Genomic DNA, 25,956 nt, shown 5'->3' with positions numbered 1-25,956 from the left:
TCAGTCCGTGCTGATCGGGAAGGTGTGCGTGTGGATGCGTACGCGCTCGGCGTCCGGGGCGTCCGCCGCTTCGGGCAGGTCGCGGTAGCTGTCGACGAGGGCGTGCATCTTCTCGATGAGTTCGTTGGCGAGCCGGGGCGTGAGCCGGAGCGTCATGTCGCTCATGTCTGAGCCCTGCACCCATTCCTCGGGCCAGGTGTGCCGGTTGCCGAGCCAGGTGTACACCTGCTGGGCGTGCTTGGTGGCCACCTCGTGCATGACCATGTCGAGGGCGCCGCGGACGGCCGGGTTGGAGTCCGTGAACAGGGCCTCGTCGAAGTACAGGCCTTCGTGGGATGTCCGCCACCAGCGTTCCCGTCCCTTGCCGTGTTCCGGAGCGTCCTCGACGAAGCCGTAGGCCGCGAGCTGACGCAGGTGGTAGCTGGTGGCACCGCTCGACTCGCCGAGTCTCTCGGCGAGTTGGGACGCCGTGGCGGGTCCGCTGAAGCGCAGGGAGTCAAGCAGCTGCATGCGAAGGGGGTGTGCCAGCCCGCGCAGCGAACGGGCGTCGAGATGGCGGATCTGGCGTTCCTGGGGCTCTGGCTCCGGCATGCGTACAAAGATAGCTATGCAAAGACTCCTTTGCAACGCATCTTTTGCATCGACTTCTTTGTAACTACCCCCGGCACCCGGCTACTTCACGAACCTCTCCGCCTTCATCCAGTCCAGCGCCCCCTGGTGCGGGTCCTCCCCGGCCACGTCCACCTTCGCGTTCAGCGTCTGGGCCACCGCGGGAACAGCCCGGCGGACTGGATGGCGTAGCCGACCTTGCGGCGCAGCTTCACCGCGTCGATGTCGGTGACGTCCTCGCCGCCGATCCGGATCCGGCCGCCGGTCGGCTCGATCAGCCGGTTGATCATCTTCAGGGTGGTCGACTTGCCGCAACCGGACGGCCCCGCGCAGGCCCACGATCGAGTTCCGCACGATCGGCAGCAGCCCGTACAGCGTCAGGGCGATCACCGTCGGCGGGACGCCGAGGCCCACGACCGGGATCAGCAGACCGATCATGGCGAGGGAGGGGACGGTGAGGATGGTGGCGGTCGCGGTGGTGGCGAGGTTGCCCGCCCGCTCGCTGCGGTAGGTGACCACACCGATCAGCATGCCGATGAGGGTCGCCGCGACCATGCACTGGAAGACCGCGCTGGCGTGCTGATAGGCGTCCGTGAGCAGGGTCTGGTGCCGGTTGCCCAGGTACTCCCAGAAGCTCACGTGCGCTCACCCCGCGATCCGAACCGTCAGGTCGTCCCTTCGCTGTCCGCCGCGGCCTGTTCCACCAGCGGGATGATCCGCAGCGGAACGGGGTTCTCCATGACGATCGCCGTGGAGGCCCGGACAATGCCATCAAAACCGACGACCCGGTCGATCACCCGCTGGAGGTCGGCGTTGGAGCGGGCCACCAGCCGGCACAGCATGTCCCCGGTGCCGGTGGTGGTGAGCAGCTCCAGCACCTCCGGCACGGTCGCCAAGTGCGCCCGCACGTCCGGGCCTTGGCCCTGCCGGATCTGCAGGGTGGCGAACGCGGTGACCGGGTAGCCGAGGGCCGCCGGGTCCACCTGCGGGCCGAACCCCTGGATCACTCCATTCGACTGAAGCCGGTCGAGCCGCGCCTGCACGGTCCCGCGCGCCACCCCCAGCCGACGGGACATCTCCAGCACGCCGATCCGCGGCTCGCGGGCCAGCAGCACCAGGATCCGGCCGTCCAGATGATCGATCGCCATACCCGCCTCCGGATGGTCATCCTGCACAGAAAGTCCGCCGAGGCGGCCGTACCGCTGAGCATATTGCCCAGTGAAAAAGGGAACTATTGCGCACCTTGTGTGCCGGGGTCACCCTTCGACCATGACGCAGACCACACAGCACACTCCCGACGTGACCGCCCGGCAGGCCGACCCCTTCCCGGTCAAGGGAATGGACGCGGTCGTCTTCGCCGTCGGCAACGCCAAGCAGGCGGCGCACTACTACTCCAGCGCCTTCGGCATGCGGCTGGTCGCGTACTCCGGACCGGAGAACGGCAGCCGCGAGACCGCCAGCTACGTCCTGGAGAACGGCTCGGCGCGGTTCGTCCTCACCTCCGTCGTCAGGCCGGAGACCGAGTGGGGCGCCTTCCTGTCCCGGCACGTCGCCGAGCACGGCGACGGGGTCGTCGACCTGGCCATCGAGGTGCCGGACGCGCGGGCCGCGTACGCCTACGCCGTCGAGCACGGCGCGCGGTCGCTGGCCGAGCCGTACGAACTCAAGGACGAGCACGGCACCGTCGTCCTCGCCGCGATCGCCACGTACGGCGAGACCCGCCACACCCTCGTCGAGCGGACCGGGTACGACGGCCCGTACCTGCCGGGGTTCGTCGCCGCGTCCCCGATCGTCGAGCCGCCGGCCCGCCGCACCTTCCAGGCCGTCGACCACTGCGTCGGCAACGTCGAACTCGGCCGCATGAACGAGTGGGTCGGCTTCTACAACAAGGTCATGGGCTTCACGAACATGAAGGAGTTCGTGGGCGACGACATCGCCACCGAGTACAGCGCGCTGATGTCCAAGGTCGTCGCCGACGGCACCCTCAAGGTCAAGTTCCCGATCAACGAGCCCGCCGTCGCCAAGAAGAAGTCCCAGATCGACGAGTACCTGGAGTTCTACGGCGGTGCGGGCGTCCAGCACATCGCACTCAACACCAACGACATCGTCGAGACCGTACGGACCATGCGCGCGGCCGGCGTGGAGTTCCTCGACACCCCCGACTCCTACTACGACACCCTCGGCGAGTGGGTCGGCGACACCCGCGTCCCGCTGGACACCCTGCGCGAGCTGAAGATCCTCGCCGACCGTGACGAGGACGGCTACCTGCTGCAGATCTTCACCAAGCCGGTCCAGGACCGCCCGACGGTCTTCTTCGAGCTCATCGAACGCCACGGCTCCATGGGCTTCGGCAAGGGCAACTTCAAGGCCCTCTTCGAAGCGATCGAACGCGAACAGGAACGCCGCGGCAACCTGTAGGCGGGAGCCTCGGCGGCCCCGGGCCAGGGCCGGTCCGGCACCGCCGGGGACCACCGCATGGCCGGACGCCAATTGCGGCGGAGAGGAATTGACGCCGGTCTTCTCCCCGGCGCGGAGAGAGCGACGCCGGTCAGTTCCCGCCGCCGCGGCGGCCATCAACCACGACGGTGGGTCTCGGCGGTAGCCGGGTGCCGGTGGGTCACTGCGGGACCTCCTCGTTCGGTGGCTGGTCGCCCAGGGTGGTCAGGGTGGCTCGGGCCACCGGGGCCTGCAGGGGGGAGAAGTAGGGGTTGGTGCGCAGGGCGTCCTGGAGGTGGCGGCGGGAGGAGGCGTCCAGGTCCAGGTCGCGTTCGATCATGCCCCGGTGAAAGGCGTACGACGCGCTGCGGACCCCGCCGCCTTTCGTCGAGTCCGTCGCGATCGAGGCGTAGTGCAGCGCCTCCTTGTCGTCGCCGGCCCGGTGCAGCGCCCACCCGAGCGCGTCCGCGACCTCGATGCCCGGCTGCCGGTCCCACTCGGCCGTCAGCCGCTCCACCGCCTCCCCGACATCCCCGTGGTCCGCCTCGTACTGCCCGATCAGCAACTCGTCGTCGACCCCGGCGTCCAGCTCCCGCCGCACCTGCGTCTGCAACCGCGCGTACTGCGTCTCCGCCTGCCGCCCCATCCCCAGCGACTCGTACAACTCGGCCAGCTCCAGGGAGACCTGCGGAGTCGGCCGGTGCCCGAGCGCCTCCTGGTACGCGGCCAGCGCCTCCTGCGTGCGGCCCAGCGCGGCCAGCGCCCGCCCCTGCCCGGCGCGCGCCGCCGACTGGTCGGGGTCCAGGCGGACGGCCGCCGTGAAGTGCCGTAGCGCGTCGTCCCGTTCGCCGCGCTCCCAGGCCAGCTGCCCGGCCCAGGTCAGATACGCGGCCTGCTCGGCCGGGGTTCCGGCGGCCGCCGCCGCGTCCGTCACCTGCGCCGCCGCGTCCTCGCGCCAGCCCCGGTCCCGGTACACGGCCGAGGCGCGTGCCATCACGGCCGGCCTCACGGCCGCCCCGACCTTCAGCGCCATCAGCTTGTCGAGCGCGGACCGGGCCGCCTTGTAGTCGCCGAGCCCGTTGTAGGCGTCGATCAGCGCCGGATACGTGGACCACCGCTTCGGCGCCGCCTTCAGCGCCTCCTCGCCGAACCGCTTGGCCGTCGGGAAGTCCCGGCGCGCGTTCGCCAGCGCGGCGAGACCGGCCAGCGCGTCGGTGTTGCCCTTGCCGGCCACCTGGAGGGAGGTCTCCAGCGCCCGTTCGGCCCGCGGATAGTCCGCGCTGTCGGCGGTCCGGCGGGCCCGTTCCACGTACGCGGCCCCGAGCACCGCCCAGGCCCGCGCGTCCTTCGGCTGCGCCCGGACCCGGCTCTCGCGTGCGCCGATGAGCGAGGTGAGGTCGGGCAGGGCGGCGGGCAGGCCGTTGAGGACGGCCGTCTGCGCCGCCGCCTGGGCCGCCGCCCGGGCCTTCGCCTCGGCCCGCGGTCCGGCCGCCGGGGGCGGCGCGGTGGCGCGCCGCGGCGCCGGCTCGTGCGGCCACAGCATCAGCGTCGCGCCGGCCGCCGCCCCGCCCGCCAGCGCGACGACCAGCAGCCGCCGCAGCACCCGGCGACGGCGGCGCGGCGGCTCCGTGAGCAGCGAGGTGGTGGGCCCTGACGGTCGGTTATCGAGCGCGCACATGCCCGTACTGTGCGTCAATACGACGACCACGCCCGGGCGGCCCAAGGAGGGCCGCTGTGGGGTTCACACCGATGGCCCCGGGTGCGACGCTGTGATCATGAGCCGTATCGAAGCGCCTCGGGACGAGACCACCGGCAACCTCACCGACCGGCTCCTGGCGGGCCTGCCGGCCGACGCGGTGCTCGTGGACCCCGATGTGACCACCTCCTACGCCAACGACATGGCGAGCTTCTGCCCGGCCGGTGTCCCGGCCGTCGTCGTGCTGCCACGCACGGTCGAACAGGTCCAGCACGTCCTGCGCACCGCCACCGAGCTGCGCGTGCCGGTCGTCCCGCAGGGCGCCCGCACCGGCCTGTCCGGCGGCGCCAACGCCACCGACGGCTGCATCGTGCTGTCCCTGACCAAGATGGACCGCATCCTGGAGATCTCGCCGGTCGACCGCATCGCCGTCGTCGAACCCGGCGTCATCAACGCCACCCTCTCCCGCGCGGTCGAGGAACACGGCCTCTCCTACCCGCCGGACCCCTCCAGCTGGGAGATGTGCACGATCGGCGGCAACATCGGCACGGCCTCGGGCGGGCTGTGCTGTGTGAAGTACGGGGTGACCGCCGAGTACGTCCTCGGCCTGGACGTCGTCCTCGCCGACGGGCGGCTGCTGTCCACCGGCCGGCGTACCGCGAAGGGCGTCGCCGGCTACGACCTGACCCGGCTGTTCGTCGGTTCCGAGGGCTCACTCGGTGTCGTCGTACGGGCGGTCCTGGCCCTGAAGCCCAAGCCGCCGCGGCAGCTGGTGCTGGCCGCCGAGTTCGGCTCAGCGGCCGCGGCCTGCGACGCGGTGTGCCGGATCATGGCGGGCGGGCACGTACCGTCCCTCCTCGAACTGATGGACCGTACGACCGTGAAGGCGGTCAACGAACTCACCCACATGGGCCTGCCGGAATCGACCGAGGCGCTGCTCCTCGCCGCCTTCGACACCCCGGACCCGGCCGCCGACCTCGCCGCCCTCGGCGCGCTCTGCGAGGAGGCGGGCGCCACCCAGGTGGTCCCGGCCGACGACGCCGCCGAATCCGAACTCCTCCTCCAGGCCCGCCGGTCCTCGCTGGTCGCCCTGGAGGCCGTCACGGGCACCACGATGATCGACGACGTGTGCGTGCCCCGCTCCCGGCTCGGCGACCTGATCGAAGGGGTCGAGCGCATCGCGGAGAAGCACGGGCTGACCATCGGGGTGGTCGCCCACGCGGGCGACGGCAACACGCACCCCACGGTCTGCTTCGACGCGCAGGACCCCGACGAGTGCCGCCGCGCCCGCGAGTCCTTCGACGAGATCATGGCCCTCGGACTGGAGCTCGGCGGCACCATCACCGGCGAACACGGCGTCGGCGTCCTGAAGAAGGAGTGGCTGGCCCGGGAGATCGGGCCGGTGGGCGTGGAGATGCAGCGGGCCGTGAAGGACGCCTTCGACCCGCTGGGCATCCTCAACCCCGGCAAGCTGTTCTGACCCCGGACGGTCCATACGCTCCATACGTTCCCTACGCCCTGTCCGTCGGGCACCTCACTGGGCGAGCAGCTGGTCGAGCGCGTCGTCGATGCCCAGCCGGCCGCCCTCGGTCCCCGGGGGCACCAGTCGCAGCGTCCGCTCCAGCCAGGCGGACACCTGGGCCGTGGGTGCCTCCAGGAGGGCGTCTCCGTCGGGTGAACTCAGCGCCATCAGCACGACGCTGCGGCCCTCCACCTTCGTCGGCCACACCCGCACGTCCCCGTCTCCGCAGGGCCGGAACACCCCTTCCACCAGCAGGTCGCGGGCGAAGGTCCAGTGGACCGGGGACTGCGAGTTGATGTGGAAGCCGACATGGACGGCGTACGGGTCGTCGGAGCGGTAGCCGAGCCTGGCCGGGACCGGGATGCTCCGCTCGGGGGACAGGATGAGCCGCAGCTCCAGTTCGCGTTCCACCACGGTGTGATGCATGACGTTCGTTCCTCTCGGTCGGTCGTCCGGGCACCTGTGGACGGGGCCGTACGAGGGAGAGGGCCTGGGGGCCGCGAGCATTACGCGGGTTCCGGGAAATTTTTTTCCGGTGCGGTGAAGGGGGCGCACAGAGGTGCCCGGAAAGGGGCGGGTCCTGCGGGACTGGCGGTGGTGGGCACGCGCGTCTGATAGATGTGGAGCCTCCCACACGACCCCCGAGCAGATACGGGATGACGGACATGACCGCCCCTACCCCGGCACCCGGTGACGAACGGCCCCGCGAGGGCTACTACCCGGACCCGTCCATCCCCGGCTACGTCCGTTACTGGAACGGCACCGCCTGGGTGCCGGGCACCAGCCGCCCGGCCCCGTCCGACGGCGAACCGCTCGCCCCACCGCCCGGCTCCCGCCCCGCGAGCCCCGCGGTCGAGGAGACCGGCCCGCACTTCTTCGACGAGGACCCGCGGCCGGGTGGATCCGGCTGGGCGGCCGAGGGGAGTGCCTGGGGCACCGACCCCCGGGCGGCGGCGGGTGCGCCGCCCCAGCCGGACGGCCGGTCGTCCCACACGGACGGCTCGGCGACGATGCCGCCGACGGACCAGGGGGACGTCGACTCCGGCGGCACGTTCATCTTCCGCAGGCCGACGCTGGGCCCCGCGGGCACCCCGCCGGCCGACCGGCCGCCCATGGACGACGGCACGATGACCTTCCGCCCGATCCGCACCGAGAACGCACCTGACACGGGTGCCGCGGGGGCCGGATTCGGCGGGCAGGGCAGTGGCGGGCAGGGCGCCGGCACCGGTGGGTTCGGCGGCCAAGGCACTGGCACTGGTGCCGGTGCCGGTGCCGGTGCCGAGCGGCAGGGTGCCGGTGCGGGGGGTCCGGGTTCGGGTGGGTTCGGTGCGCCGGGGTCCGGTGGCCCGGGTGCGGCCGGTACCTCCGGCGCGCCCGGGCCGGGCGGCTACGGCGCTCAGGGCTCCGCCGGTGCGGCCGGTACCCCCGGTGCGCCCGGTGCGGGTGGGTTCGGCGCGCAGGCGCCGGTCGGCGCCCCCGGCGGCGGCCGGCCCGGCTTCGGCGCCGGGAAGGCCGCCGCCGACCGCGCCGCCGCGGCCCCGGCTCCCGCGGCTCCGCAGGCCGTCGCCCCCGCCGTCCCCCCGCAGTCCGGCGGGCCCCAGCCCGCCGCCCCCATGTCCGCCGGTCTCGGCGGGGGGCAGTCCTCCTGGGCGCAGCAGGTGCATCAGCTCGCGGGTGACCAGCAGGTCGCGCCCTGGAAGCCGCCGGTGGAGGACCCCTTCCAGGCGGCCGCCCGGCGGCAGGCGTCGGCCCGCCCCGCCGGACTCGGCAAGCGGTTCGCCGCGCGGCTCGTCGACAGCCTGGTCGTCGGCGCGGTGACCGCCGCGGCCGCCGTACCGTACGGCTCCCAGGCGGCCGACCACGTACAGGACAAGATCGACGCGGCCAAGCTCTCCGGCCGTACCGAGACCGTCTGGCTGCTCGACGGCACGACCGGCCTCTACCTCGGGATCGTGCTCGCCGTCCTGCTCCTCGTCGGCGTCCTCTACGAGGTGCTGCCCACCGCCAGGTGGGGCCGCACGCTAGGCAAGAAGCTGTTCGGCCTGGAGGTACGGGACATCGAGGGCCACGAGCCCCCGGCCTTCGGCGCCTCGCTGCGCCGCTGGCTGGTGTACACCGTCCCCGGGCTGCTGGGCATCGGGATCGTCGGTGTCGCCTGGTGCCTGTTCGACCGGCCCTGGCACCAGTGCTGGCACGACAAGGCGGCGCACACCTTCGTCGCCGGCTGACGGGGCGCGCTGACGGGGCGTCGCTGACGGGGCGTCGTACCCCGTACGGCCGCTCGCCGGATGCGGACCCGGTCGCCTCGCGGTCGACTCGGGCCATGAGCACCGAACCGCCCCCGGGCTCCGGACAGCCGCCGGAGGACGACCCGTTCAAGAAGCAGCCCCCGTCCGGTGAGCCGGGTGCGGGCCAGGGGCCGGGCTCGCCGTACGACACCCCGTACGGCGGCGCGCAGCCCCCGCCGCCCTCCTACGGCGGCGGCCCCTACGGCGGAGGGGGTGGCCCCTCCGGCGGAACCGGTGGCTACCCGGCCGATCCGCTCGCCGGGATGCCGCCGCTCGCCGACAGCGGCAGGCGCACCCTCGCCCGGATCATCGACATGGTCCTGGTGCTCATCGTGGTCTGGCTGCTCACCTGGGCCTTCGGGGTACACGAGTACGAGGTCAACGGCGACAAGATGGAGGTCGGCAAGTCCTTCGCGCAGTCGCTGGTCGCCGCCGTCCTGTTCGTCGGGTACGACACCCTGCTGACCGCCAAGTCCGGGCAGACCCTCGGCAAGAAGTGGCTCGGCATGCGGGTCGCCGACCTGAACAACGGCTCCACGCCCTCCGCCCAGACCTCGCTGGTGCGCGCCCTGGTGCTGTGGCTGCCGTTCGCCTTCTGCTGCGCCTGTGTGTGGACGATCATCTGCGGTGGCTGGAGCTACTTCGACAAACCGTACAAACAGGGGCTGCACGACAAGGCCGCGAAGACGGTCGTGGTCAGTACGAGGAACTGATCCCGGGGGGCGCACAAGCAGTCGGCGGGTCCGTCAGTCTCACGGATCCGCCGACTTCTCGTGTGCGGGTGCGTCAGGGCGCGGTGGGCTCCCGGACGGGCTCGGCCGTGGCGGCGGCCACGGTCTGCCGGTGCACGGGGACCCGCACCTCGGGCATTGCGGTCGGGACGGGCTGGGACTGTGCGACCGTGCGTGGCCCGGGGAGCGGAACCGTCATGGCGACCAGCAGTCCCAGACCGAGCGCCGCGAGCGCGATGACCGCGATCCCGATGCCCGAACTCGTCTGTGACAGCAGCAGCATGGCGAGCGTCGAGCAGATCACGGTGCAGGAACCGTAGACGAGCTGTGCCGGGGTCGGACGAGGCATGGCAATCGTGTCCTCGGAAGATGTGGGGGTGAGACGGGGAGCCGGCCTTGCTTTCCACCGGCTTCCGGGCGTTCCACCGTTCGACTCTATTCGCGTGCATGCCCGAGCGGAACGACCGGTAAGCGTGACCTAACCCACGGTACCGGTGCACAGGGGGCGCACGGTCGCATGGCATACGGCAACCCGATGCATATGCGCGCCGGTTGAGCGAGGCCCGTCAGGGGTCCGCCCCTATCACGGTGTCCGTAAAGCGAACTTCCTCTCCGCATAGTGCAGTTGAACTGTCCAAGTCAAGGTCTGTCTTTTCTCGTAAACCAGTAGTCAAATGACGTCACTTGAATCGACGCGTTGATCGTGCGTGCACGGATCCCTCCATGAATCCGGACCCCCCTTCCGTGCGCGCGGCGCGGGGGAGGAACTCAAGTGACCACTAGATCCTGGACGTTGAGAGCGCTTGCCGTGGGGGTGACGCTCGCAACGGCATCCGCGGGCTTCACCACCTTCGCGGTCGCCCAGGCCGCGACGCAGTCGGCCGGCGCCACCGTCGACCGGAAGGACCCGTCGACGAAGCAGGACGAGCACGACCTCGACGGCCCCCTGAGCAAGACCCAGGAAGCCCAGCGGCAGGAGGCCCTCGACCAGGTCATATCCGGCAAGGCCCAGGTCAAGGACCGGGACGGCTCCCAGGTCGTCCAGCTCAAGAGCGAGAAGGGCGACAGCAAGTACGTCGAGCTCGGCCGGGAGAAGACCGACAAGATCTTCACGATCCTGGTGGAGTTCGGCGACCAGACCGATCCCCGCTACGGCGGCACGGTCGGCCCGCTGCACAACCAGATAGCCGAGCCGGACCGCACCAAGGACAACTCCACCGCCTGGCAGGCGGACTACAACCAGGCCCACTTCCAGGACCTCTACTTCGGCACCGGCAAGGACACCGAGTCGCTGAAGAAGTACTACGAGAAGCAGTCCTCGGGCCGCTACTCGGTCGACGGCGAGGTCACCGACTGGGTCAAGGTCCCCTACAACGAGGCCCGGTACGGCAACAACGCCTGCGGCTCCACCACCTGCTCCAGCGTCTGGAACCTGGTCCGCGACGGTCTGACGTCCTGGGTCGCCGGCCAGAAGGCGGCCGGCGAGTCCGACGCCGCCATCAAGGCCGACCTCGCCCAGTACGACCAGTGGGACCGCTACGACTACGACGGCGACGGCGACTTCAACGAGCCCGACGGCTACGTCGACCACTTCCAGATCGTGCACGCCGGCGAGGACGAGTCCGCGGGCGGCGGCGCCCAGGGCACCGACGCCATCTGGGCGCACCGCTGGTACGCCTTCGGCAGCGACGCCGGCGCCACCGGTCCCACGAACAACAAGCTCGGCGGCACCCAGGTCGGCGACACCGGTATCTGGGTCGGCGACTACACCATGCAGCCGGAGAACGGCGGACTCGGCGTCTACGCCCACGAGTACGGCCACGACCTCGGCCTGCCGGACGAGTACGACACCAACGGCGGCGAGAACTCCACCGGTTTCTGGACCCTGATGTCCTCCGGCTCCTGGCTGGGCACCGGCAAGGAGGCCATCGGCGACCTGCCCGGCGACATGAACGCCTGGGACAAGCTCCAGCTCGGCTGGCTCGACTACGGCGTGGCCAAGGCCGGCACGAAGTCCTCGCACAAGCTGGGCGTCGCCGAGTACAACACCGCGAACAAGCAGGCCCTGGTGGTCTCGCTGCCCGACAAGGAGGTCACGACCACCGTCGTCGCCCCGGCCGAGGGTTCGACCCAGTGGTGGAGCGGCAGCGGCGACAACCTCAAGAACACGCTGACCCGTGAGGTCGACCTGACCGGCAAGTCCTCGGCGGCACTGAGCCTGGACGGCTGGTACGACATCGAGTCGGGCTACGACTACCTCTACGCCGAGGTGTCCACCGACGGCGGCGCCAACTGGACCGCCCTGGACGGCACGGCCAACGGCCAGGCCATCCCGCGCGACGGCAGCGACAAGCCGGCGCTCACCGGTTCGGTCGACGCGTACACCAAGCTGTCGTACCCGCTGGACGCCTACGCGGGCCAGAAGGTCCAGCTGCGCTTCCGCTACCAGACCGACGGCGGGGTCGCCCTGAAGGGCTTCGCGGCCGACGAGATCTCGGTGACGGCCGACGGCTCGGCCCTCTTCTCCGACAACGCCGAGTCGGCGGACCCGGCTTGGACCGCGTCCGGCTTCTCCCGCATCGGCGCGTCCTTCACCAAGGACTACGCGCAGTACTACATCGCGGAGAACCGCCAGTACGTGTCGTACGACAAGACCCTCGAGGTCGGCCCGTACAACTTCGGCTTCTCGACGACCCGTCCGGACTGGGTGGAGCACTACCCCTACCAGAACGGCCTGTTGATCTGGAAGTGGGACCTCTCCGAGGCCGACGACAACACCAGCGTCCACCCGGGCACCGGTCTGATCCTCCCGATCGACTCGCACCCGACGGCGCTCAAGTGGTCCGACGGCACGCTGATGCGCAACCGCATCCAGGCCTACGACTCGCCCTTCAGCCTCTACGCGACGGACGGCATCACCCTCCACAAGGCGGACGTGGCGACCAAGATCAAGCAGTCGTCCGGGGTGTCGGTCTTCAACGACCACAAGAGCACCTACTACGACGCCTCGAACCCGGCCGCCGGTGTCAAGATCACTGACACCAACACGAAGATCAACATCGTCACGGAGGCCCGAGACGGCTCGACGATCTCCCTCCAGGTCGGCCCTGCGGTGAAGTAACACGCATCTTCGCAGGTCACAGACGTATCGGCGGCGACCCCCTGGCGGGTCGCCGCCGATCGTGTTTAGGTGCGTCCTGTGGCTTTCTTATTGACACCTACTCGTACGGGGGTATGACCGCATGGCCGCAGGAGGGTTCTGCAAGCTGCCGAACGGCAGCGTGGTGGTGGCACTGAACCTGCCCACCCCCGCCCCTGCCGGGGGCACCGCCGGGGTGCGGGTACTGGTCCTCGCCCAGAACCGCGCCCGCGCCCTGACCAGGCTCCGCAACCTGGGCATGCGAGCGGTCTACCTGCGGGGCAACGCCGCCCCGCCGACCCCGGACGAGATCACCGCCGTCCTCCACCACCCCGACGGCCTGATATGGCGAACGGCCCCGGACAACGGTGTCACGGTGACGGAGCTGTGGCATCCGATCAGGTCGTTGCTGCGAAGATCGGCGGTCGCCTAGCCCGCACAGGGGCCTGGCTGTCCCGGCGCCGGCCGCGGCAGCCGGCCCAGGGGCGCGGGGCCGTATCGGCATGCGGCTTTGCCGCGTAGACGCGACCAGCCCGAAGCGGCCCGCACGTGCCCACCGACCGGTCCGGTGCCGCCGAACTCCGCCGTCGCGGCTCGTCGCCGAGGCGGCGGCGGAGAACGCGACGCGTGAGCGGTCCCTAGACCACCGGCTTGCCCGTCAGCTCCACGCCCGCCTCGCGCATCTCCTCCAGGGCCCGTTCCGTCGTCTCCTCGGCCACCCCTGCCGTGAGGCCCAGGAGGACCTGGGTGCGGAAACCCTCCTTCGCGGCGTCCAGCGCGGTGGCCCGCACGCAGTGGTCCGTGGCGATCCCGACGATGTCCACCTCGGTGATCTCCCGGGCGCGGAGCCAGTCGGCCAGCGGGACCCCGTTCTCGTCCGTGCCCTCGAAGCCGCTGTAGGCGGCCGAGTACGCGCCCTTGCTGAACACCGCGTCCACCGCGCCGGAGGCGACCGCCGGGGCGAAGTTCGGATGGAAGCCGACGCCCTCCGTGCCGGCCACGCAGTGCGCCGGCCAGCTGTGCACGTAGTCGGGGTTGTCCGCGAAGTGGCCGCCCGGCGCGATGTGGTGGTCGCGGGTCGCCACCACGTGGCGGTAGCCGGCGGGCGCCTGCCCGATCAGCTCCGTGACCGCGGCGGCCACGTCGGCGCCGCCCGCCACCGCGAGGCTGCCCCCCTCACAGAAGTCGTTCTGCACGTCAACGACGATCAAGGCGCGGCGCATGGTCGGTGTCCTTCGCAGTCGGGAGCGGGTCTGTCGAGGGGGGAGACGCAGAAAAAAGGGGTGCGGGCCCGGCCTGGACCTCCGAGCGTAGAGACTTACGGGGGCGTAGGGGAGGGGGCTTCGCGGGGCGCGTACGCGGGCACCCGCTCTAGCTACCCGAGCGCCCCTGGACGTACTCCGTCGGAATGACCGCTTCACCACGGGAGAGCTGGGTCGCGGAGAGGGGCAGATTGGCTTTGGCCGCCCTATGGCGTGCGCGGGGCGCGTCCAGGGGCTCGCGGGCGACCACCTGGCCGGACTTCACCAGTTCGACCAGCAGTCGCTGGTCGACCAGGCCGGCCGGCACCTCCCCGGTGCCGATGACCTCCGCCTCCGCCACCCCGTCGGCGTCCAGCCGCCGCGCCGCCCACTTGCGGCCGCCCACGGACGTCTTGCCGCTGGACGACTTCTTGGCGACCGGCAGCAGCGGGGCCTTCGGGTCGGCGGACTCGGCGCGGGCGACCAGCTTGTAGACCATGGAGCAGGTGGGGTGCCCGGAGCCGGTCACCAGCTGGGTGCCGACGCCGTACGCGTCCACGGGCGCCGCGGCCAGCGAGGCGATGGCGTACTCGTCGAGGTCGGAGGTGACGGTGATCCTGGTGTCCCGCGCGCCCAGCGCGTCCAGCTGCTGCCGGACCCGGTGGGCGACCAGCAGCAGGTCGCCCGAGTCGATACGGACGGCGCCCAGCTCGGGCCCGGCCACCTCGACGGCCGTACGGACCGCCTCGGCCACGTCGTAGGTGTCGACCAGCAGGGTGGTTCCCCTGCCGAGCGAGTCGACCTGGGCCTGGAAGGCGTCGCGCTCGTGGTCGTGGAGCAGGGTGAAGGCGTGGGCGGAGGTGCCCACCGTCGGGATGCCGTAGCGGAAGCCGGCCGCCAGGTCGGAGGTGGACGCGAAACCCCCGACGTAGGCGGCGCGGGAGGCGGCGACCGCGGCCAGCTCGTGGGTGCGGCGGGCGCCCATCTCGATCAGCGGGCGGTCGCCCGCGGCCGAGGCCATCCGGGAGGCGGCGGCGGCGATCGCCGAGTCGTGGTTGAGGATGGAGAGAACCACGGTCTCGAGCAGCACGCACTCGGCGAAGGAGCCCTCCACCCGCATGATCGGCGAGCCGGGGAAGTAGACCTCGCCCTCGGGGTAGCCCCAGATGTCACCTCTGAAGCGGTAGTCGGCGAGCCAGCGCAGGGTGGGCTCGTCGACGATCTTCCGCTCGGCCAGGAAGCCGAGGACGTCCGGGTCGAACCGGAAGTTCTCCACGGCGTCCAGGACACGTCCGGTGCCCGCCACGACGCCGTACCGGCGCCCCTCCGGCAGCCGCCGGGTGAAGACCTCGAAGACGCTGCGACGCTCGGCCGTACCGGCCCGCAGCGCGGCCTGCAGCATCGTCAGTTCGTACTGGTCCGTGAAGAGCGCCGTCGAGGGAACATCCACCGGCAGCCCAAGGTCCGCTGTGTTCATGACTGGAGATGCTACCCCCATCTCGTCAGTGTGACGATTTGTGGGGCGCGTGGCAGCATGGGCCATGTGACGTCACCCGCTCCCGTAGAGATCGAACGCACCGAGTCGGCGGAGGAGGTCTTCGCCGTACCCGAGCCCGATGTCCCCTGGGTGACGATCGTGCACAACGACCCCGTCAACCTCATGAGCTACGTGACGTACGTCTTCCAGACGTACTTCGGCTATCCCAAGGACAAGGCCACCAAGCTCATGCTGGACGTCCATCACAAGGGCCGGGCGGTCGTCTCCAGCGGCAGCCGCGAGGAGATGGAGCGCGACGTACAGGCGATGCACGGCTACGGCCTGTGGGCCACCCTCCAGCAGGACCGGAAATGACCCCTCGCCGGCCGGACCGGACGTAGCCAGACTCCTCGACCAGCACCGGAAGCAGCGAATCCCCTCCATGCCAGGAATCTTCGAACCGCTCCCCGGCGGCGGCGCGGCCGTCGCGCTCGACGACGTCGAGATCTCCATCATCCGGACGCTGGCCGTCCAGCTCCTGGAGCTCATCGGCCCCGGCCCCGCCGAGGACGCCCCCGACGACCCGCTCGCCGAGCTGTTCGCCGAGGGCCCGAGCGAGGCGCCCACCGATCCGGTGCTGCGCCGGTTCTTCCCGGACGCGTACAGCGACCCGGAGCGGCTGCCCGACTCCTCGCAGGAGGCCGAGGAGCGGCAGGCCCACTCGGCCGAGTTCCGCCGCTACACCGAGAACGACCTCAGGGCCGGCAAACGGGAGAGCGCCCTCGCGGTGATCCGCTCCCTGGACGCGCTGGCCCCGGTGGGGGAGGGCGGCGCGGTCCTCGAGCTGGCGCCCGAGGAGTCCCGGCAGTGGCTAGGTGCCCTCAACGACCTGCGCCTCGCCATCGGCTCCCGCCTCGACATCACCGACGAGGACGACACCGACCTGCTCTACCGGCTCCCTGACGAGGACGAGCGCAAGCCGATGGTGATGGCCTATCTGTGGCTCGGCGGCCTCCAGGAGACCCTGGTCGCCACCCTTATGCCGTAATCCGTCCTGATTTCGTGTTCGCTCAGAGGACGCTCAAATCCGGATAACGATCCAGTCACCGTTGCGGCCGGGTATGACCTTTTCGGTCGCGCTTTGTCCGGTTCTTCCAGTGGTGTGCGCCACAATCCCTCTCGGCGGAACCCGGTGATCAGTATTGCGGCCGTGATAAATCTTCACGACCGCCCGGCGACACCACCCACGTGTCCGTCCGGGTGCGCCACCGAACCGGCAACAGCCGGGCAGGCACCACTCCAGCAATCCGGGGGGATCGAAACCCGATCCGCGGCCGACCAGAGGCCCGGGTCGGCATGGAGAAAGGCGCACACCACACATGACCTCCGCTCAGGTCGACACGTCGGAGCAGTCCTCCGAAGCCTCGGAAGAGGGGTACGAGCGCGGACTCGGCAGCCGCCAGGTCCAGATGATCGCCATCGGCGGCGCCATCGGCGTCGGCCTCTTCCTGGGTGCCGGGGCGAACATCGCCAAGGCCGGACCCAGTCTCATCCTCATGTACGCCCTCGCGGGCGGCATCATCTTCTTCATCATGCGGGCGCTCGGCGAGCTGCTCCTGTACCGCCCGGTCTCCGGCTCCTTCGCCGAGTACTCCCGGGAGTTCCTCGGCCCGTTCTTCGGCTACTTCACCGGCTGGACGTACTGGCTGATGTGGGTCGTCACCGGCATGGCCGAACTGACGGCCGCCGCGATCTACGTCAACTACTGGTTCCCGTCCGTCCCCCAGTGGGTGACCGCGCTGGTCTTCCTGGTGATCCTCTTCGGGGTCAACCTGATCTCCGTGAAGGTCTTCGGAGAGCTGGAGTTCTGGTTCTCCATGGTCAAGGTCACCGCCCTGATCGGCATGATCGTGATCGGCCTCGGCGTGCTCACCTTCGGCTTCAGCAGCGCCGGTGACACGGCCTCGGTCGCGAACCTCTACCAGTTCGACGGCTTCTTCCCCAAGGGCGTCGGCTCCTCCCTGATGACCCTCCAGGGCGTCATGTTCGCCTACCTCGCGGTCGAGCTGGTCGGCGTCACCGCCGGCGAGTCCGAGAACCCCGAGAAGACCCTCCCCAAGGCGATCAACACCCTCCCCTGGCGCATCGCCCTCTTCTACGTCGGCGCGCTCACCGTCATCCTCTGCGTCGTGAAGTGGACGGAGTTCGCCCCGGGCGTCTCCCCGTTCGTCGCGGCCTTCGCGAAGATCGGCATCCCGGCGGGCGCCGGCATCGTCAACTTCGTCGTCCTCACCGCGGCGCTGTCCTCCTGCAACTCCGGCATGTACTCCACGGGCCGGATGCTGCGGAACCTGGCCGACAGCGGCGAGGCCCCGGCCGCGTTCCGGAAGCTGTCCGCGTCGAAGACACCGGCGCTCGGCATCACCGTCTCGGTGCTCTTCATGGGCATCGGCGTGGTCCTCAACTACATCGTCCCGGAGAAGGCGTTCGGCTACGTCACCTCCGTCGCCACCGCGGCCGGCATCTGGACCTGGCTGATGATCCTGATCAGCCACGTCCTCTACCGCCGCGCCGTCGACGCCGGCCGGCTGCCCGCGTCCTCCTTCCCGGCGCCGGGCGGGGCGGTGTGCAGCTGGATCGCCATCGTCTTCCTGCTCTTCGTGACCTGCCTGATCGCCTACGACGGCGACTCCCGGGTCTGCCTGTACGTGATGGCCGGCTGGGCCGCCGCGCTCGGCATCGGCTGGCTGGTCCTCAAGTCCCGCAACCCGGAGATCGCCGAGCGGCGCGAGTCGGCGCGGCTGGAGAAGGCGAGCTGACCAACCCCCTCAGGACGTCCCGCCGCGGGGAGCACTCGTGGCGCCCCCTGCGGCAGCCGCTCAGGACGTCCGGCATATGGGCCGTCCCGTACCAGCCTTCGGTACGGGGCGGCCCTTTGCTTATCCTGGCCGACATGCTGACCATCACCCAGGCCCTCGTCGACCAGATCGTCGCCCACGCGCGCAAGGACCACCCCGACGAGGCGTGCGGCGTCATCGCGGGAGCGGCCGGCTCGGACCGGCCCGAGCGGTTCATCCCGATGCTGAACGCGGCGATGTCCCCGACGTTCTACGAGTTCGACTCCGGCGACCTCCTCAGGCTCTACCGCGAGATGGACGACCGTGACGAGGAGCCGGTGGTCATCTACCACTCCCACACGGCGACGGAGGCGTACCCGTCCCGGACGGACATCAGCTACGCGAACGAGCCCGCCGCCCACTACGTCCTGGTCTCGACGGCCGACACGGACGGCGGCGGCGACTTCCAGTTCCGCTCCTTCCGCATCGTGGAGGGCGAGGTCACGGAGGAGGAGGTCCGGATCGTCGAGACGTACTGATCCGGTTCTCTTCTACGCCGCTCACACGAACTTCTCCGCCGCGGCGGAGCTCGGCTACGACGGTGGGTTTCGGCGGTGCCGGACCGGCCGGTGGGCACCTGCGGGCCGGAGGGGGGCCGGTCGCGCCCACGGCGCGGAGCCGCATATCGGCACAGCCCCGCGCCCCTACGGGGGCCACCCTCGGCCATGTCTCAAAGTGCGGTCGGAATCCGTCCATTATCCGGGATCACACTCCGGAACACGCGCCGGGAATCGATACGATGACCCCATGGTTTCCTACGACGTGAGCGAGAAGGCGGCGGGCACCCTGCTCGTGGCGCGGCTGCACGTCGACCTGTGCAGGCTGAACAGCGCCATCTGTTGACGTTTCCCTGCCGCCGTACGGCCATGAGCCGCGGCGTGCTGCCGTGCGCGCCCAACCACCCAGACTTTCCGACAGGAGCCCGCAACCATGGCCATCGAGGTCCGCATCCCGACCATCCTCCGCCAGTACACCGACGGCCAGAAGGCGGTGGAGGGCAGCGGTGGCACCCTCGCCGAACTGCTCACCGACCTCGAGACCCGGCACCCCGGCATCCACGCCCGCATCGTGGACGACGGCAAGCTGCGCCGCTTCGTCAACGTGTACCTGAACGACGAGGACGTCCGTTTCGTCGACGGCATCGAGACCAAGCTGACCGACGGCGACACCGTCACGATCCTGCCGGCCGTCGCCGGCGGCATGGCCTGAGATCGGCATGCGCTACGACTCCCCGTTGGCCGCGGTCGGCAACACCCCCCTGGTGCGCCTGCCGCGGCTCTCGCCGTCCGCCGACGTCCGGATCTGGGCCAAGCTGGAGGACCGCAACCCGACCGGCTCGGTCAAGGACCGCCCCGCCCTGCACATGATCGAGCAGGCCGAGAAGGACGGCCGGCTCACCCCCGGCTGCACCATCCTGGAGCCGACCTCCGGCAACACCGGCATCTCGCTGGCGATGGCGGCGAAGCTCAAGGGCTACCGCATGGTGTGCGTGATGCCCGAGAACACCTCACAGGAGCGCCGGGACCTGCTGGCCATGTGGGGCGCGGAGATCATCTCCAGCCCGGCCGCCGGCGGGTCCAACACCGCCGTGCGGGTGGCCAAGGAGATCGCCGCCGAGCACCCGGACTGGGTGATGCTCTACCAGTACGGCAACCCGGACAACGCGGGGGCCCACTACGCGACGACCGGCCCGGAGATCCTCGCCGACCTCCCCTCCGTCACGCACTTCGTCGCCGGGCTCGGCACCACCGGCACCCTCATGGGCGTCGGCCGGTATCTGCGCGAGCAGAAGCCGGACGTGAAGATCGTCGCCGCCGAACCCCGGTACGACGACCTCGTGTACGGGCTCAGGAACCTCGACGAGGGCTTCGTACCCGAGCTGTACGACGCCTCCGTGCTCACCACCCGCTACTCGGTGGGCTCGGCGGACGCCGTGACCCGGACCCGGGAACTCCTCCAGCAGGAGGGCATCTTCGCGGGCGTCTCCACCGGCGCGGCGCTGCACGCCGCGATCGGCGTCGGCAGGAAGGCCGTACAGGCGGGCGAGAGCGCGGACATCGTGTTCGTCGTCGCCGACGGCGGCTGGAAGTACCTGTCGACCGGGGTCTACACGGCCGCCACGACCGAGGAAGCCATCGAGACCCTCCACGGTCAGCTCTGGGCATAGTGCTCATCATCGACGCGCCAACCCCCTCCTATGAGGGGGCTAAGCGCTGTCCATGCCGGAGCAAAGATCTTCCTCCGGGGGGACCGGGCCCCACCGAACCCGGCTAGCTTCTCCTCCGTCCTGTTCATGTCATGCGTCAAGGCATCGCAGGGTGTTCGAAATGTCATGCTCATGACTGCGCGCACTCTGCCGCCGCTACGCGCGTCACGGGCCTGCCTTGTAACCCCACCGATGGAGGCAGTACCCCCATGCGTGAATCACGACGGAGCCTGCGAAGACTCCTGACCGTCGCCTTCCCTGCCCTAGCTCTCGCCGTCTCCGGATTCGTCGCGGCACCCACCGCCGGGGCCGCCCAGCCCGCGGTCGTGGCACCCCACGCCACCACCAAGGTCACCCAGAACGCCAAGGCCCTCACCGACCCCGCCCGCCAGGCCGTGCACAGCACCGGCAAGGCCGGCCAGAAGGTGCCCACCAAGCACCTGTGCGCCACCGCCACCAAGGCCGGCCAGGTCTCCTGCTTCGCGCAGCGCCGGACCGACATCAAGCAGCGGCTGGCCTCCGCGCTCGCCGCCGCCCCCTCCGGCCTGAGCCCCTCGAACCTGCACAGCGCCTACAACCTGCCCTCGACGGGCGGCTCCGGCCTGACCGTTGCCGTGGTCGACGCCTACAACGACCCCAACGCGGCCTCCGACCTGGCCACTTACCGCTCCACCTACGGCCTGTCCGCGTGCACGGTCGCCAACGGCTGCTTCAAGCAGGTCAGTCAGACCGGTTCGACGACCTCGCTGCCGTCGAACGACTCCGGCTGGGCCGGTGAGGAAGCGCTCGACATCGACATGGTCAGCGCGGTCTGCCCGAACTGCAACATCATCCTCGTCGAGGCCAACTCCGCCACCGACTCCGACCTCGGCACCGCCGAGAACGAGGCCGTCGCGCTCGGCGCCAAGTTCGTCTCCAACAGCTGGGGCGGCTCCGAGTCCTCCTCGCAGACCAGCGAGGACACCTCGTACTTCAAGCACCCGGGCGTCGCGATCACCGTCTCCGCCGGTGACGAGGACTACGGCGCCGAGTACCCGGCGACCTCCCAGTACGTGACCGCCGTCGGCGGCACCGCGCTCTCCACCTCCTCCAGCACCCGCGGCTGGACCGAGTCGGTGTGGAAGACCAGCTCCTCCGAGGGCACCGGCTCCGGCTGCTCCGCCTACGACGCCAAGCCGAGCTGGCAGACCGACACCGGCTGCACCAAGCGCATGGAGTCCGACGTCTCCGCGGTCGCCGACCCGGCCACCGGCGTGGCGGTCTACGACACCTACGGCGGCTCCGGCTGGGCGGTCTACGGCGGCACGAGCGCCTCCTCGCCGATCATCGCCGGTGTGTACGCCCTCGCGGGCACCCCGGGCTCCAGCGACTACCCGGCGAAGTACCCGTACTCGCACACCGGCAACCTGTACGACGTCACCAGCGGCAACAACGGCTCCTGCTCGACGTCCTACTTCTGCACCGCCGGCACCGGCTACGACGGCCCGACCGGCTGGGGCACCCCGAACGGCACCGCCGCCTTCACCTCCGGCACCACCACCGGCAACACGGTGACCGTCACCAACCCCGGCAGCCAGTCCACCGCCACCGGCAGCTCGGTCAGCCTGCAGATCTCGGCCTCCGACAGCGCGGGCGCGACCCTCACCTACAGCGCCTCCGGCCTGCCCACCGGCCTGTCCATCTCCAGCTCCACCGGCCTGATCTCCGGTACGGCGTCCACCGCGGGCACGTACAGCACCACCGTCACCGCGACCGACTCCACCGGCGCCTCCGGCTCCGCCTCCTTCACCTGGACCGTCAGCACCAGCGGCGGCGGCACCTGCACCTCGTCCCAGCTGCTCGGCAACCCGGGCTTCGAGTCGGGCAACACCACCTGGACCGCCTCCAGCGGAGTCATCACCAACGACACCGGCGAGGCGGCCCACGCCGGCTCCTACAAGGCCTGGCTCGACGGTTACGGCTCCACCCACACCGACACGCTCTCCCAGTCGGTGACGATCCCGGCCGGCTGCACCGCCACCACCTTCACCTTCTACCTGCACGTCGACACGGCCGAGACCAGCACCAGCACCCAGTACGACAAGCTGACGGTCACCGCCGGTTCGACCACCCTGGCCACCTACTCCAACCTCAACGCGGCCACCGGGTACGTGCAGAAGTCCTTCAGCCTCGGCTCCTACGCGGGCTCGACCGTCACCCTGAAGTTCAGCGGTGTCGAGGACTCCTCGCTCCAGACCAGCTTCGTCGTCGACGACACCGCCGTCACGACCGGCTGACCCCGCCCGTGAACTGACCCGATCCCGCACCCGGAAGCCGTCCGGGTGCGGGATCCGTATGACAGGGGGATACGTCATATCGGCACCAAGGGTCCGTACCCCGACGGAAAGGCGGACACCTCATGCGCCGTACGACGTTCCACCGCGCGGCTCTCGCCGCGGCGAGCCTGCTCCTGCTGGCCGGCTGCGGCTCCCAGAGCGGGGGCGGCGACAAGGGCAGCGGTGCGGTGTCCCCGAAACCGACACCCACCCCGACCCCGACCGCGACCTCGACACCCACCCCCTCTGCCAGTGGCTCCTCCGCCGGCTGCACGCCCCTGACCTCGGAACTCACCACCGCCGACAGCGGCCGTACCTTCTGCCTGGCCCAGGACGGCACCTTCCGGGTCACCCTGACCGGCTCCGAGCAGCGCCCCTGGAAGAAGATCACCACGGGCGGCGACACGGCCGCCCTGAAGCCCATGAACTACGGGATCATGCTGCGCGGCGGCGACGCCGGAGCCGCCTACCAGGCGGCCGCCGCAGGGACCGTGACGCTCTCCGCCACCCGCCCGCTGTGTGCCGAGCCCACCGCGCCCGGCGGGGTCTCCTGCAAGGGCATCCAGGAATGGCAGGTCACCGTAAGGGTGAAGTGACCCTCAGGGGGCCAGGTGCCGCACCTGGTCCCACAGCACCGGGTCGACCACGCCCACCCGGCGCCGGAACTCCCACACCGAGACCTCGCGCAGCTCGTCCGTCTCCAGGAAGCTCGGCCGGCCCTGGGCGTCCCCGACCGAGCCCGGCGGCAGCGGGATCACCCCGGCCCGCTCGTCGTGGTACTTGCTGGTGATCTTGGCGACGGTCGCGTGGTTGCCGCGCACCGCGAGCACCAGACAGGGCCGGTCCTTGGTGGCCGGGCCGTCCTCGTAGGGCACGTTGGCCCACCAGATGTCCCCCGGATGCGGCCGGCCGGTCTGCACGCGCGGGCCGCGCGGATATCCCGGCGGGCGGGTGCGGTGCCCGCGCGGGCGGTGCCCCCGGCCCCACCCGTCCACGAGCGTGGCGACCAGCGCCAGCAGGACGACTGCCGCGAGCGCGAGCCACCATGACGTGTCCATACGACGACGTTACCGGCGCGAGATAATCGACGCGCGCCCTTGCACGATCCTTATGCGCCCCCGGTCCAGCCGAACCGGTGACAGCACAGGTGAGTTCGCCCACAACGGCCCCTGGCGGAGGAGCGACCGGCCCTTTTGCGCCTTACGCTCGACAAACCGCACGACCCCGCTCACCTCTCTGTTCTCCGACTCAAGTTCCCGGTCGTTCCGGGTGTTCCGCCAACGGAGGTTTCTGCTTCATGAAGCTCACCGTCGTCGGCTGCTCGGGGTCGTTCCCGTCCGCGGAATCGGCCTGCTCGAGCTACCTCGTAGAGGCCGACGGCTTCCGGCTGCTTCTCGACATGGGCAACGGCGCCCTGGGCGAGCTGCAGCGCCACTGCGGTCTCTACGACCTCGACGCGATCTTCCTGAGCCATCTGCACGCCGATCACTGCATCGACATGTGCGCCTACTTCGTGGCGCGCTACTACCGCCACGACGGCGGCCCGTGCCCCCCGATCCCGGTCTTCGGCCCCGAGGGCACCGAGCACCGCCTCACCACGGCCTACGCCGACACCCCCACCGCCTCCTCGATGAGCGAGGTCTTCGACTTTCACACGGTCAAGCCGTCCACGTTCGACCTCGGCCCCTTCACGGTCCACACCGAGCGGGTCCGCCACCCCGTGGAGGCCTACGGCATCCGCGTCGAACACGCCGGGAAGTCCCTGACGTACTCGGGCGACACGGGCGTCACGGACGCGCTCGACTCGCTGGCCCGGGACACCGACCTGTTCCTGTGCGAGGCGGCCTTCACGCACGGCAAGGAGAACATCCCGGACCTGCACCTCAACGGCCGCGAGGCGGGCGAGGCCGCCGCCCGCGCAGGCGCCCGCCGCCTGCTCCTCACCCACATCCCCCCATGGACCGACCCCGCCGTCAACCTCGCCGACGCCCGCGAGGTCTTCGACGGCCCGGTGGACCTGGCGGCGCCCAGGGTGACGTACGAGATCTGACCGACGCACCACCACGACGAGGTGCGGGTACGACGAAGGCCCCCGCAGCCGCCGGGCTGCAGGGGCCTCGTCATGCCGGGGCCGGACTCACGCCTTCGTGAGGTCCTCGATCTCCTCCTCGGGCTCGCGGCCCGGGGTGGGGAGGTTGAACCTGACGATGGCGAAGCGGAAGACGAAGTAGTAGATCGCTCCGAACACCAGGCCGATCGGGATGATCAGCCAGGGCTTGGTCGCCAGGTTCCAGTTGAGCGCGTAGTCGATCACGCCCGCGGAGAAGGTGAAGCCCGCGTGCACCCCGAGCGCCCAGGTGATCGCCATGGACAGCGCGGTGAGCACCGCGTGGATCGCGTACAGCAGCGGCGCGATGAACATGAAGGTGAACTCGATCGGCTCGGTCACACCGGTCACGAACGAGGTCAGCGCCATCGACATCATCATGCCCATCACGGCCGCGCGGCGCTCCGGGCGGGCGGTGTGCGCGATGGCGAGTGCGGCGGCCGGCAGGCCGAACATCATGATGGGGAAGAAGCCGGACATGAACTGACCGGCCGTCGGGTCACCGGCGAAGAACCGGGTGAGGTCACCGTGGACGATCTGGCCGGACGCGTCCTTGAAGTCGCCGATCTGGAACCAGGAGACGGTGTTCACGAACTGGTGCATGCCGACCGGGATCAGCGCGCGGTTGATCAGACCGAACAGACCGGCACCGAAGGCGCCGAGACCGGTGATCCACTCGCCGAAGTCGGAGATGCCGTTACCGATGGGCTCCCAGATCAGGCCGAAGAAGACACCCATGACCGTGCCGACGAAGGCCATGATGATCGGGACGAGCCGGCGGCCGTTGAAGAAGCCGAGCCAGTCCACCAGCCTGGTCCGGTGGAAGCGCTGCCAGACCACCGCGCTCAGCAGACCCATCACCAGGCCGCCCAGCACACCGGGGTTGTTGTAGGTCGCGGCTATGTCCGCGCCGGCCTGGACCTTCGCCTCGGTGACCGGGAACGCCTTGAGAACATTGCTGTAGACCAGGAAGCCGACCAGGGCGGCCAGCGCGGTGGAACCGTCCGACTTCTTGGCGAAGCCGATCGCGACACCGATGCAGAACAGCATCGGGAGGTTGTCGAAGATCGCGCCACCGGCCGTCGCGAACACCGCGGTGACCTTGTCGGGCAGATGCAGCTTGTCGTGGATGTCCTGCTGACCGAAGCGGAGCAGCAGGCCCGCCGCCGGCAGCACGGCGATCGGGAGCTGAAGGCTGCGGCCGACCTTCTGCAGGCCCTGGAACAGACCGGATCCCCACTTCTTTGTGGGGGCCGCCGTCGCGGTGGCGGTTGTCATACTTCCTCCATCGG

General features: G+C 70.4%; 25 protein-coding genes and 2 pseudogenes. 16 read left to right on the top strand and 11 right to left on the bottom strand.

Annotated features, from left to right (window positions below; genetic code table 11):
- The 4 genes and pseudogenes from AB0N16_RS32690 to AB0N16_RS32675 form a co-directional block, all read right to left on the bottom strand.
- A complete protein-coding gene (locus AB0N16_RS32690) occupies window positions 1–591 on the bottom strand; it encodes a winged helix-turn-helix domain-containing protein (protein ID WP_365803030.1) in 591 nt (196 codons plus the stop codon).
- Window positions 592–770: 179 nt separating this feature from the next.
- Window positions 771–935: pseudogene (locus tag AB0N16_RS32685) on the bottom strand (ATP-binding cassette domain-containing protein); the annotation flags it as partial.
- Window positions 934–1,248, bottom strand: a pseudogene (locus tag AB0N16_RS32680) (ABC transporter permease); the annotation flags it as partial. The pseudogenes AB0N16_RS32680 and AB0N16_RS32685, both read right to left, overlap by 2 nt.
- 26 nt (window positions 1,249–1,274) lie before the next feature.
- Window positions 1,275–1,757 (bottom strand): Lrp/AsnC family transcriptional regulator, encoded by a 483-nt coding sequence (locus tag AB0N16_RS32675; protein WP_351748245.1) that lies wholly within the window; start codon window positions 1,755–1,757, stop codon window positions 1,275–1,277.
- Between the two features lie 121 nt (window positions 1,758–1,878).
- On the opposite strand from AB0N16_RS32675, the gene hppD reads away from it, so the two are divergent.
- Window positions 1,879–3,027: a 4-hydroxyphenylpyruvate dioxygenase gene (gene hppD / locus AB0N16_RS32670; RefSeq protein ID WP_365803028.1), complete on the top strand. Its 1,149-nt coding sequence runs from the start codon at window positions 1,879–1,881 to the stop codon at window positions 3,025–3,027.
- A gap of 199 nt (window positions 3,028–3,226) precedes the next feature.
- Here the strand turns inward: hppD and AB0N16_RS32665 are convergent, their stop codons facing one another.
- A complete protein-coding gene (locus AB0N16_RS32665; protein WP_365803026.1) occupies window positions 3,227–4,723 on the bottom strand; it encodes a tetratricopeptide repeat protein in 1,497 nt (498 codons plus the stop codon).
- A gap of 91 nt (window positions 4,724–4,814) precedes the next feature.
- Between AB0N16_RS32665 and AB0N16_RS32660 the strand changes: the two genes are divergently transcribed.
- Window positions 4,815–6,221 carry an FAD-linked oxidase C-terminal domain-containing protein gene (locus AB0N16_RS32660; RefSeq protein ID WP_365803024.1) on the top strand — a complete coding sequence of 469 codons (1,407 nt, stop codon included), beginning with the start codon at window positions 4,815–4,817 and terminating at the stop codon, window positions 6,219–6,221.
- Between the two features lie 54 nt (window positions 6,222–6,275).
- On the opposite strand, the gene AB0N16_RS32655 is transcribed toward AB0N16_RS32660, so the two are convergent.
- Window positions 6,276–6,689: an SsgA family sporulation/cell division regulator gene (locus AB0N16_RS32655; protein ID WP_365803022.1), complete on the bottom strand. Its 414-nt coding sequence runs from the start codon at window positions 6,687–6,689 to the stop codon at window positions 6,276–6,278.
- Window positions 6,690–6,928: 239 nt separating this feature from the next.
- Here AB0N16_RS32655 and AB0N16_RS32650 point away from each other — a divergent pair, with 239 nt between their 5' ends.
- Both AB0N16_RS32650 and AB0N16_RS32645 read left to right on the top strand, forming a co-directional pair.
- A complete protein-coding gene (locus AB0N16_RS32650; RefSeq protein ID WP_365803020.1) occupies window positions 6,929–8,491 on the top strand; it encodes an RDD family protein in 1,563 nt (520 codons plus the stop codon).
- A 95-nt stretch (window positions 8,492–8,586) separates the two neighbouring features.
- On the top strand, window positions 8,587–9,264 hold the full coding sequence (locus tag AB0N16_RS32645; protein ID WP_365803018.1) for an RDD family protein: 678 nt from the start codon (window positions 8,587–8,589) through the stop codon (window positions 9,262–9,264).
- A 73-nt stretch (window positions 9,265–9,337) separates the two neighbouring features.
- Here the strand turns inward: AB0N16_RS32645 and AB0N16_RS32640 are convergent, their stop codons facing one another.
- The gene (locus AB0N16_RS32640; protein ID WP_365803016.1) at window positions 9,338–9,631 is read right to left on the bottom strand and encodes a hypothetical protein; all 294 of its coding nucleotides are present in this window, start codon (window positions 9,629–9,631) and stop codon (window positions 9,338–9,340) included.
- Between the two features lie 423 nt (window positions 9,632–10,054).
- Between AB0N16_RS32640 and AB0N16_RS32635 the strand changes: the two genes are divergently transcribed.
- On the top strand, window positions 10,055–12,403 hold the full coding sequence (locus tag AB0N16_RS32635) for an immune inhibitor A domain-containing protein (RefSeq protein ID WP_365803014.1): 2,349 nt from the start codon (window positions 10,055–10,057) through the stop codon (window positions 12,401–12,403).
- 121 nt (window positions 12,404–12,524) lie between these two features.
- Window positions 12,525–12,854, top strand: a complete 330-nt coding sequence (locus AB0N16_RS32630; protein ID WP_365803012.1) for a hypothetical protein — start codon at window positions 12,525–12,527, stop codon at window positions 12,852–12,854.
- Window positions 12,855–13,059: 205 nt separating this feature from the next.
- Here AB0N16_RS32630 and AB0N16_RS32625 read toward each other — a convergent pair whose 3' ends face one another.
- The gene (locus AB0N16_RS32625) at window positions 13,060–13,644 is read right to left on the bottom strand and encodes an isochorismatase family protein (RefSeq protein WP_365803010.1); all 585 of its coding nucleotides are present in this window, start codon (window positions 13,642–13,644) and stop codon (window positions 13,060–13,062) included.
- 148 nt (window positions 13,645–13,792) lie between these two features.
- Entirely contained in the window at window positions 13,793–15,139 is a 1,347-nt protein-coding gene (locus AB0N16_RS32620; RefSeq protein ID WP_365803008.1) for a nicotinate phosphoribosyltransferase, read from the bottom strand.
- 57 nt (window positions 15,140–15,196) lie between these two features.
- On the opposite strand from AB0N16_RS32620, the gene clpS reads away from it, so the two are divergent.
- The 9 genes from clpS to AB0N16_RS32575 all read left to right on the top strand — a co-directional run bounded on the left by clpS (window position 15,197) and on the right by AB0N16_RS32575 (window position 23,153).
- A complete protein-coding gene (clpS, locus tag AB0N16_RS32615; RefSeq protein WP_351701234.1) occupies window positions 15,197–15,514 on the top strand; it encodes an ATP-dependent Clp protease adapter ClpS in 318 nt (105 codons plus the stop codon).
- 67 nt (window positions 15,515–15,581) lie between these two features.
- Window positions 15,582–16,187: a DUF2017 domain-containing protein gene (locus AB0N16_RS32610; protein ID WP_365803006.1), complete on the top strand. Its 606-nt coding sequence runs from the start codon at window positions 15,582–15,584 to the stop codon at window positions 16,185–16,187.
- 331 nt (window positions 16,188–16,518) lie between these two features.
- A complete protein-coding gene (locus AB0N16_RS32605; RefSeq protein WP_365803004.1) occupies window positions 16,519–17,958 on the top strand; it encodes an amino acid permease in 1,440 nt (479 codons plus the stop codon).
- 134 nt (window positions 17,959–18,092) lie between these two features.
- Window positions 18,093–18,515, top strand: coding sequence for a M67 family metallopeptidase (locus AB0N16_RS32600; RefSeq protein WP_365803002.1), 423 nt, complete (start codon window positions 18,093–18,095; stop codon window positions 18,513–18,515).
- A gap of 268 nt (window positions 18,516–18,783) precedes the next feature.
- Window positions 18,784–18,879: a putative leader peptide gene (locus AB0N16_RS32595; RefSeq protein ID WP_362576941.1), complete on the top strand. Its 96-nt coding sequence runs from the start codon at window positions 18,784–18,786 to the stop codon at window positions 18,877–18,879.
- An 87-nt stretch (window positions 18,880–18,966) separates the two neighbouring features.
- Window positions 18,967–19,245 carry a MoaD/ThiS family protein gene (locus AB0N16_RS32590; RefSeq protein WP_365802999.1) on the top strand — a complete coding sequence of 93 codons (279 nt, stop codon included), beginning with the start codon at window positions 18,967–18,969 and terminating at the stop codon, window positions 19,243–19,245.
- Window positions 19,246–19,252: 7 nt separating this feature from the next.
- A complete protein-coding gene (locus AB0N16_RS32585; protein ID WP_365802997.1) occupies window positions 19,253–20,203 on the top strand; it encodes a cysteine synthase in 951 nt (316 codons plus the stop codon).
- Between the two features lie 248 nt (window positions 20,204–20,451).
- Window positions 20,452–22,518: a putative Ig domain-containing protein gene (locus tag AB0N16_RS32580; protein WP_365802995.1), complete on the top strand. Its 2,067-nt coding sequence runs from the start codon at window positions 20,452–20,454 to the stop codon at window positions 22,516–22,518.
- A gap of 122 nt (window positions 22,519–22,640) precedes the next feature.
- Entirely contained in the window at window positions 22,641–23,153 is a 513-nt protein-coding gene (locus tag AB0N16_RS32575) for a hypothetical protein (RefSeq protein ID WP_365802993.1), read from the top strand.
- Between the two features lie 3 nt (window positions 23,154–23,156).
- Here the strand turns inward: AB0N16_RS32575 and AB0N16_RS32570 are convergent, their stop codons facing one another.
- Window positions 23,157–23,615 (bottom strand): type II toxin-antitoxin system PemK/MazF family toxin, encoded by a 459-nt coding sequence (locus AB0N16_RS32570; protein ID WP_365802991.1) that lies wholly within the window; start codon window positions 23,613–23,615, stop codon window positions 23,157–23,159.
- Window positions 23,616–23,854: 239 nt separating this feature from the next.
- Here AB0N16_RS32570 and AB0N16_RS32565 point away from each other — a divergent pair, with 239 nt between their 5' ends.
- A complete protein-coding gene (locus tag AB0N16_RS32565; protein WP_365802989.1) occupies window positions 23,855–24,607 on the top strand; it encodes an MBL fold metallo-hydrolase in 753 nt (250 codons plus the stop codon).
- A gap of 87 nt (window positions 24,608–24,694) precedes the next feature.
- Here AB0N16_RS32565 and AB0N16_RS32560 read toward each other — a convergent pair whose 3' ends face one another.
- Window positions 24,695–25,942, bottom strand: a complete 1,248-nt coding sequence (locus AB0N16_RS32560; RefSeq protein WP_365802987.1) for a PTS transporter subunit EIIC — start codon at window positions 25,940–25,942, stop codon at window positions 24,695–24,697.
- Window positions 25,943–25,956: the final 14 nt, after the last annotated feature.

The sequence above is a fragment of the Streptomyces sp. NPDC051105 genome (assembly GCF_040682795.1).
In the GTDB taxonomy this organism is placed as follows: domain Bacteria; phylum Actinomycetota; class Actinomycetes; order Streptomycetales; family Streptomycetaceae; genus Streptomyces.
Note: the sequence above shows the minus strand (reverse complement) of the source record. Positions and strands in the feature narration are given on the sequence as shown.

Excerpts from the sequence above, each read along its gene's own strand:
- AB0N16_RS32650 (WP_365803020.1), top strand. The coding sequence starts at position 6,929 with ATGACCGCCCCTACCCCGGCACCCGGTGACGAACGGCCCCGCGAGGGC.
- AB0N16_RS32565 (WP_365802989.1), top strand. The coding sequence starts at position 23,855 with ATGAAGCTCACCGTCGTCGGCTGCTCGGGGTCGTTCCCGTCCGCGGAA.
- AB0N16_RS32560 (WP_365802987.1), bottom strand. The coding sequence starts at position 25,942 with ATGACAACCGCCACCGCGACGGCGGCCCCCACAAAGAAGTGGGGATCC.
- clpS (WP_351701234.1), top strand. The coding sequence starts at position 15,197 with ATGGGCCATGTGACGTCACCCGCTCCCGTAGAGATCGAACGCACCGAG.
- AB0N16_RS32605 (WP_365803004.1), top strand. The coding sequence starts at position 16,519 with ATGACCTCCGCTCAGGTCGACACGTCGGAGCAGTCCTCCGAAGCCTCG.
- AB0N16_RS32580 (WP_365802995.1), top strand. The coding sequence starts at position 20,452 with ATGCGTGAATCACGACGGAGCCTGCGAAGACTCCTGACCGTCGCCTTC.
- AB0N16_RS32640 (WP_365803016.1), bottom strand. The coding sequence starts at position 9,631 with ATGCCTCGTCCGACCCCGGCACAGCTCGTCTACGGTTCCTGCACCGTG.
- AB0N16_RS32600 (WP_365803002.1), top strand. The coding sequence starts at position 18,093 with ATGCTGACCATCACCCAGGCCCTCGTCGACCAGATCGTCGCCCACGCG.
- AB0N16_RS32585 (WP_365802997.1), top strand. The coding sequence starts at position 19,253 with ATGCGCTACGACTCCCCGTTGGCCGCGGTCGGCAACACCCCCCTGGTG.
- AB0N16_RS32665 (WP_365803026.1), bottom strand. The coding sequence starts at position 4,723 with ATGTGCGCGCTCGATAACCGACCGTCAGGGCCCACCACCTCGCTGCTC.
- AB0N16_RS32590 (WP_365802999.1), top strand. The coding sequence starts at position 18,967 with ATGGCCATCGAGGTCCGCATCCCGACCATCCTCCGCCAGTACACCGAC.
- AB0N16_RS32570 (WP_365802991.1), bottom strand. The coding sequence starts at position 23,615 with ATGGACACGTCATGGTGGCTCGCGCTCGCGGCAGTCGTCCTGCTGGCG.
- AB0N16_RS32575 (WP_365802993.1), top strand. The coding sequence starts at position 22,641 with ATGCGCCGTACGACGTTCCACCGCGCGGCTCTCGCCGCGGCGAGCCTG.
- AB0N16_RS32620 (WP_365803008.1), bottom strand. The coding sequence starts at position 15,139 with ATGAACACAGCGGACCTTGGGCTGCCGGTGGATGTTCCCTCGACGGCG.
- AB0N16_RS32595 (WP_362576941.1), top strand. The coding sequence starts at position 18,784 with ATGGTTTCCTACGACGTGAGCGAGAAGGCGGCGGGCACCCTGCTCGTG.
- AB0N16_RS32610 (WP_365803006.1), top strand. The coding sequence starts at position 15,582 with ATGCCAGGAATCTTCGAACCGCTCCCCGGCGGCGGCGCGGCCGTCGCG.
- AB0N16_RS32655 (WP_365803022.1), bottom strand. The coding sequence starts at position 6,689 with ATGCATCACACCGTGGTGGAACGCGAACTGGAGCTGCGGCTCATCCTG.
- hppD (WP_365803028.1), top strand. The coding sequence starts at position 1,879 with ATGACGCAGACCACACAGCACACTCCCGACGTGACCGCCCGGCAGGCC.
- AB0N16_RS32675 (WP_351748245.1), bottom strand. The coding sequence starts at position 1,757 with ATGGCGATCGATCATCTGGACGGCCGGATCCTGGTGCTGCTGGCCCGC.
- AB0N16_RS32690 (WP_365803030.1), bottom strand. The coding sequence starts at position 591 with ATGCCGGAGCCAGAGCCCCAGGAACGCCAGATCCGCCATCTCGACGCC.
- AB0N16_RS32645 (WP_365803018.1), top strand. The coding sequence starts at position 8,587 with ATGAGCACCGAACCGCCCCCGGGCTCCGGACAGCCGCCGGAGGACGAC.
- AB0N16_RS32630 (WP_365803012.1), top strand. The coding sequence starts at position 12,525 with ATGGCCGCAGGAGGGTTCTGCAAGCTGCCGAACGGCAGCGTGGTGGTG.
- AB0N16_RS32625 (WP_365803010.1), bottom strand. The coding sequence starts at position 13,644 with ATGCGCCGCGCCTTGATCGTCGTTGACGTGCAGAACGACTTCTGTGAG.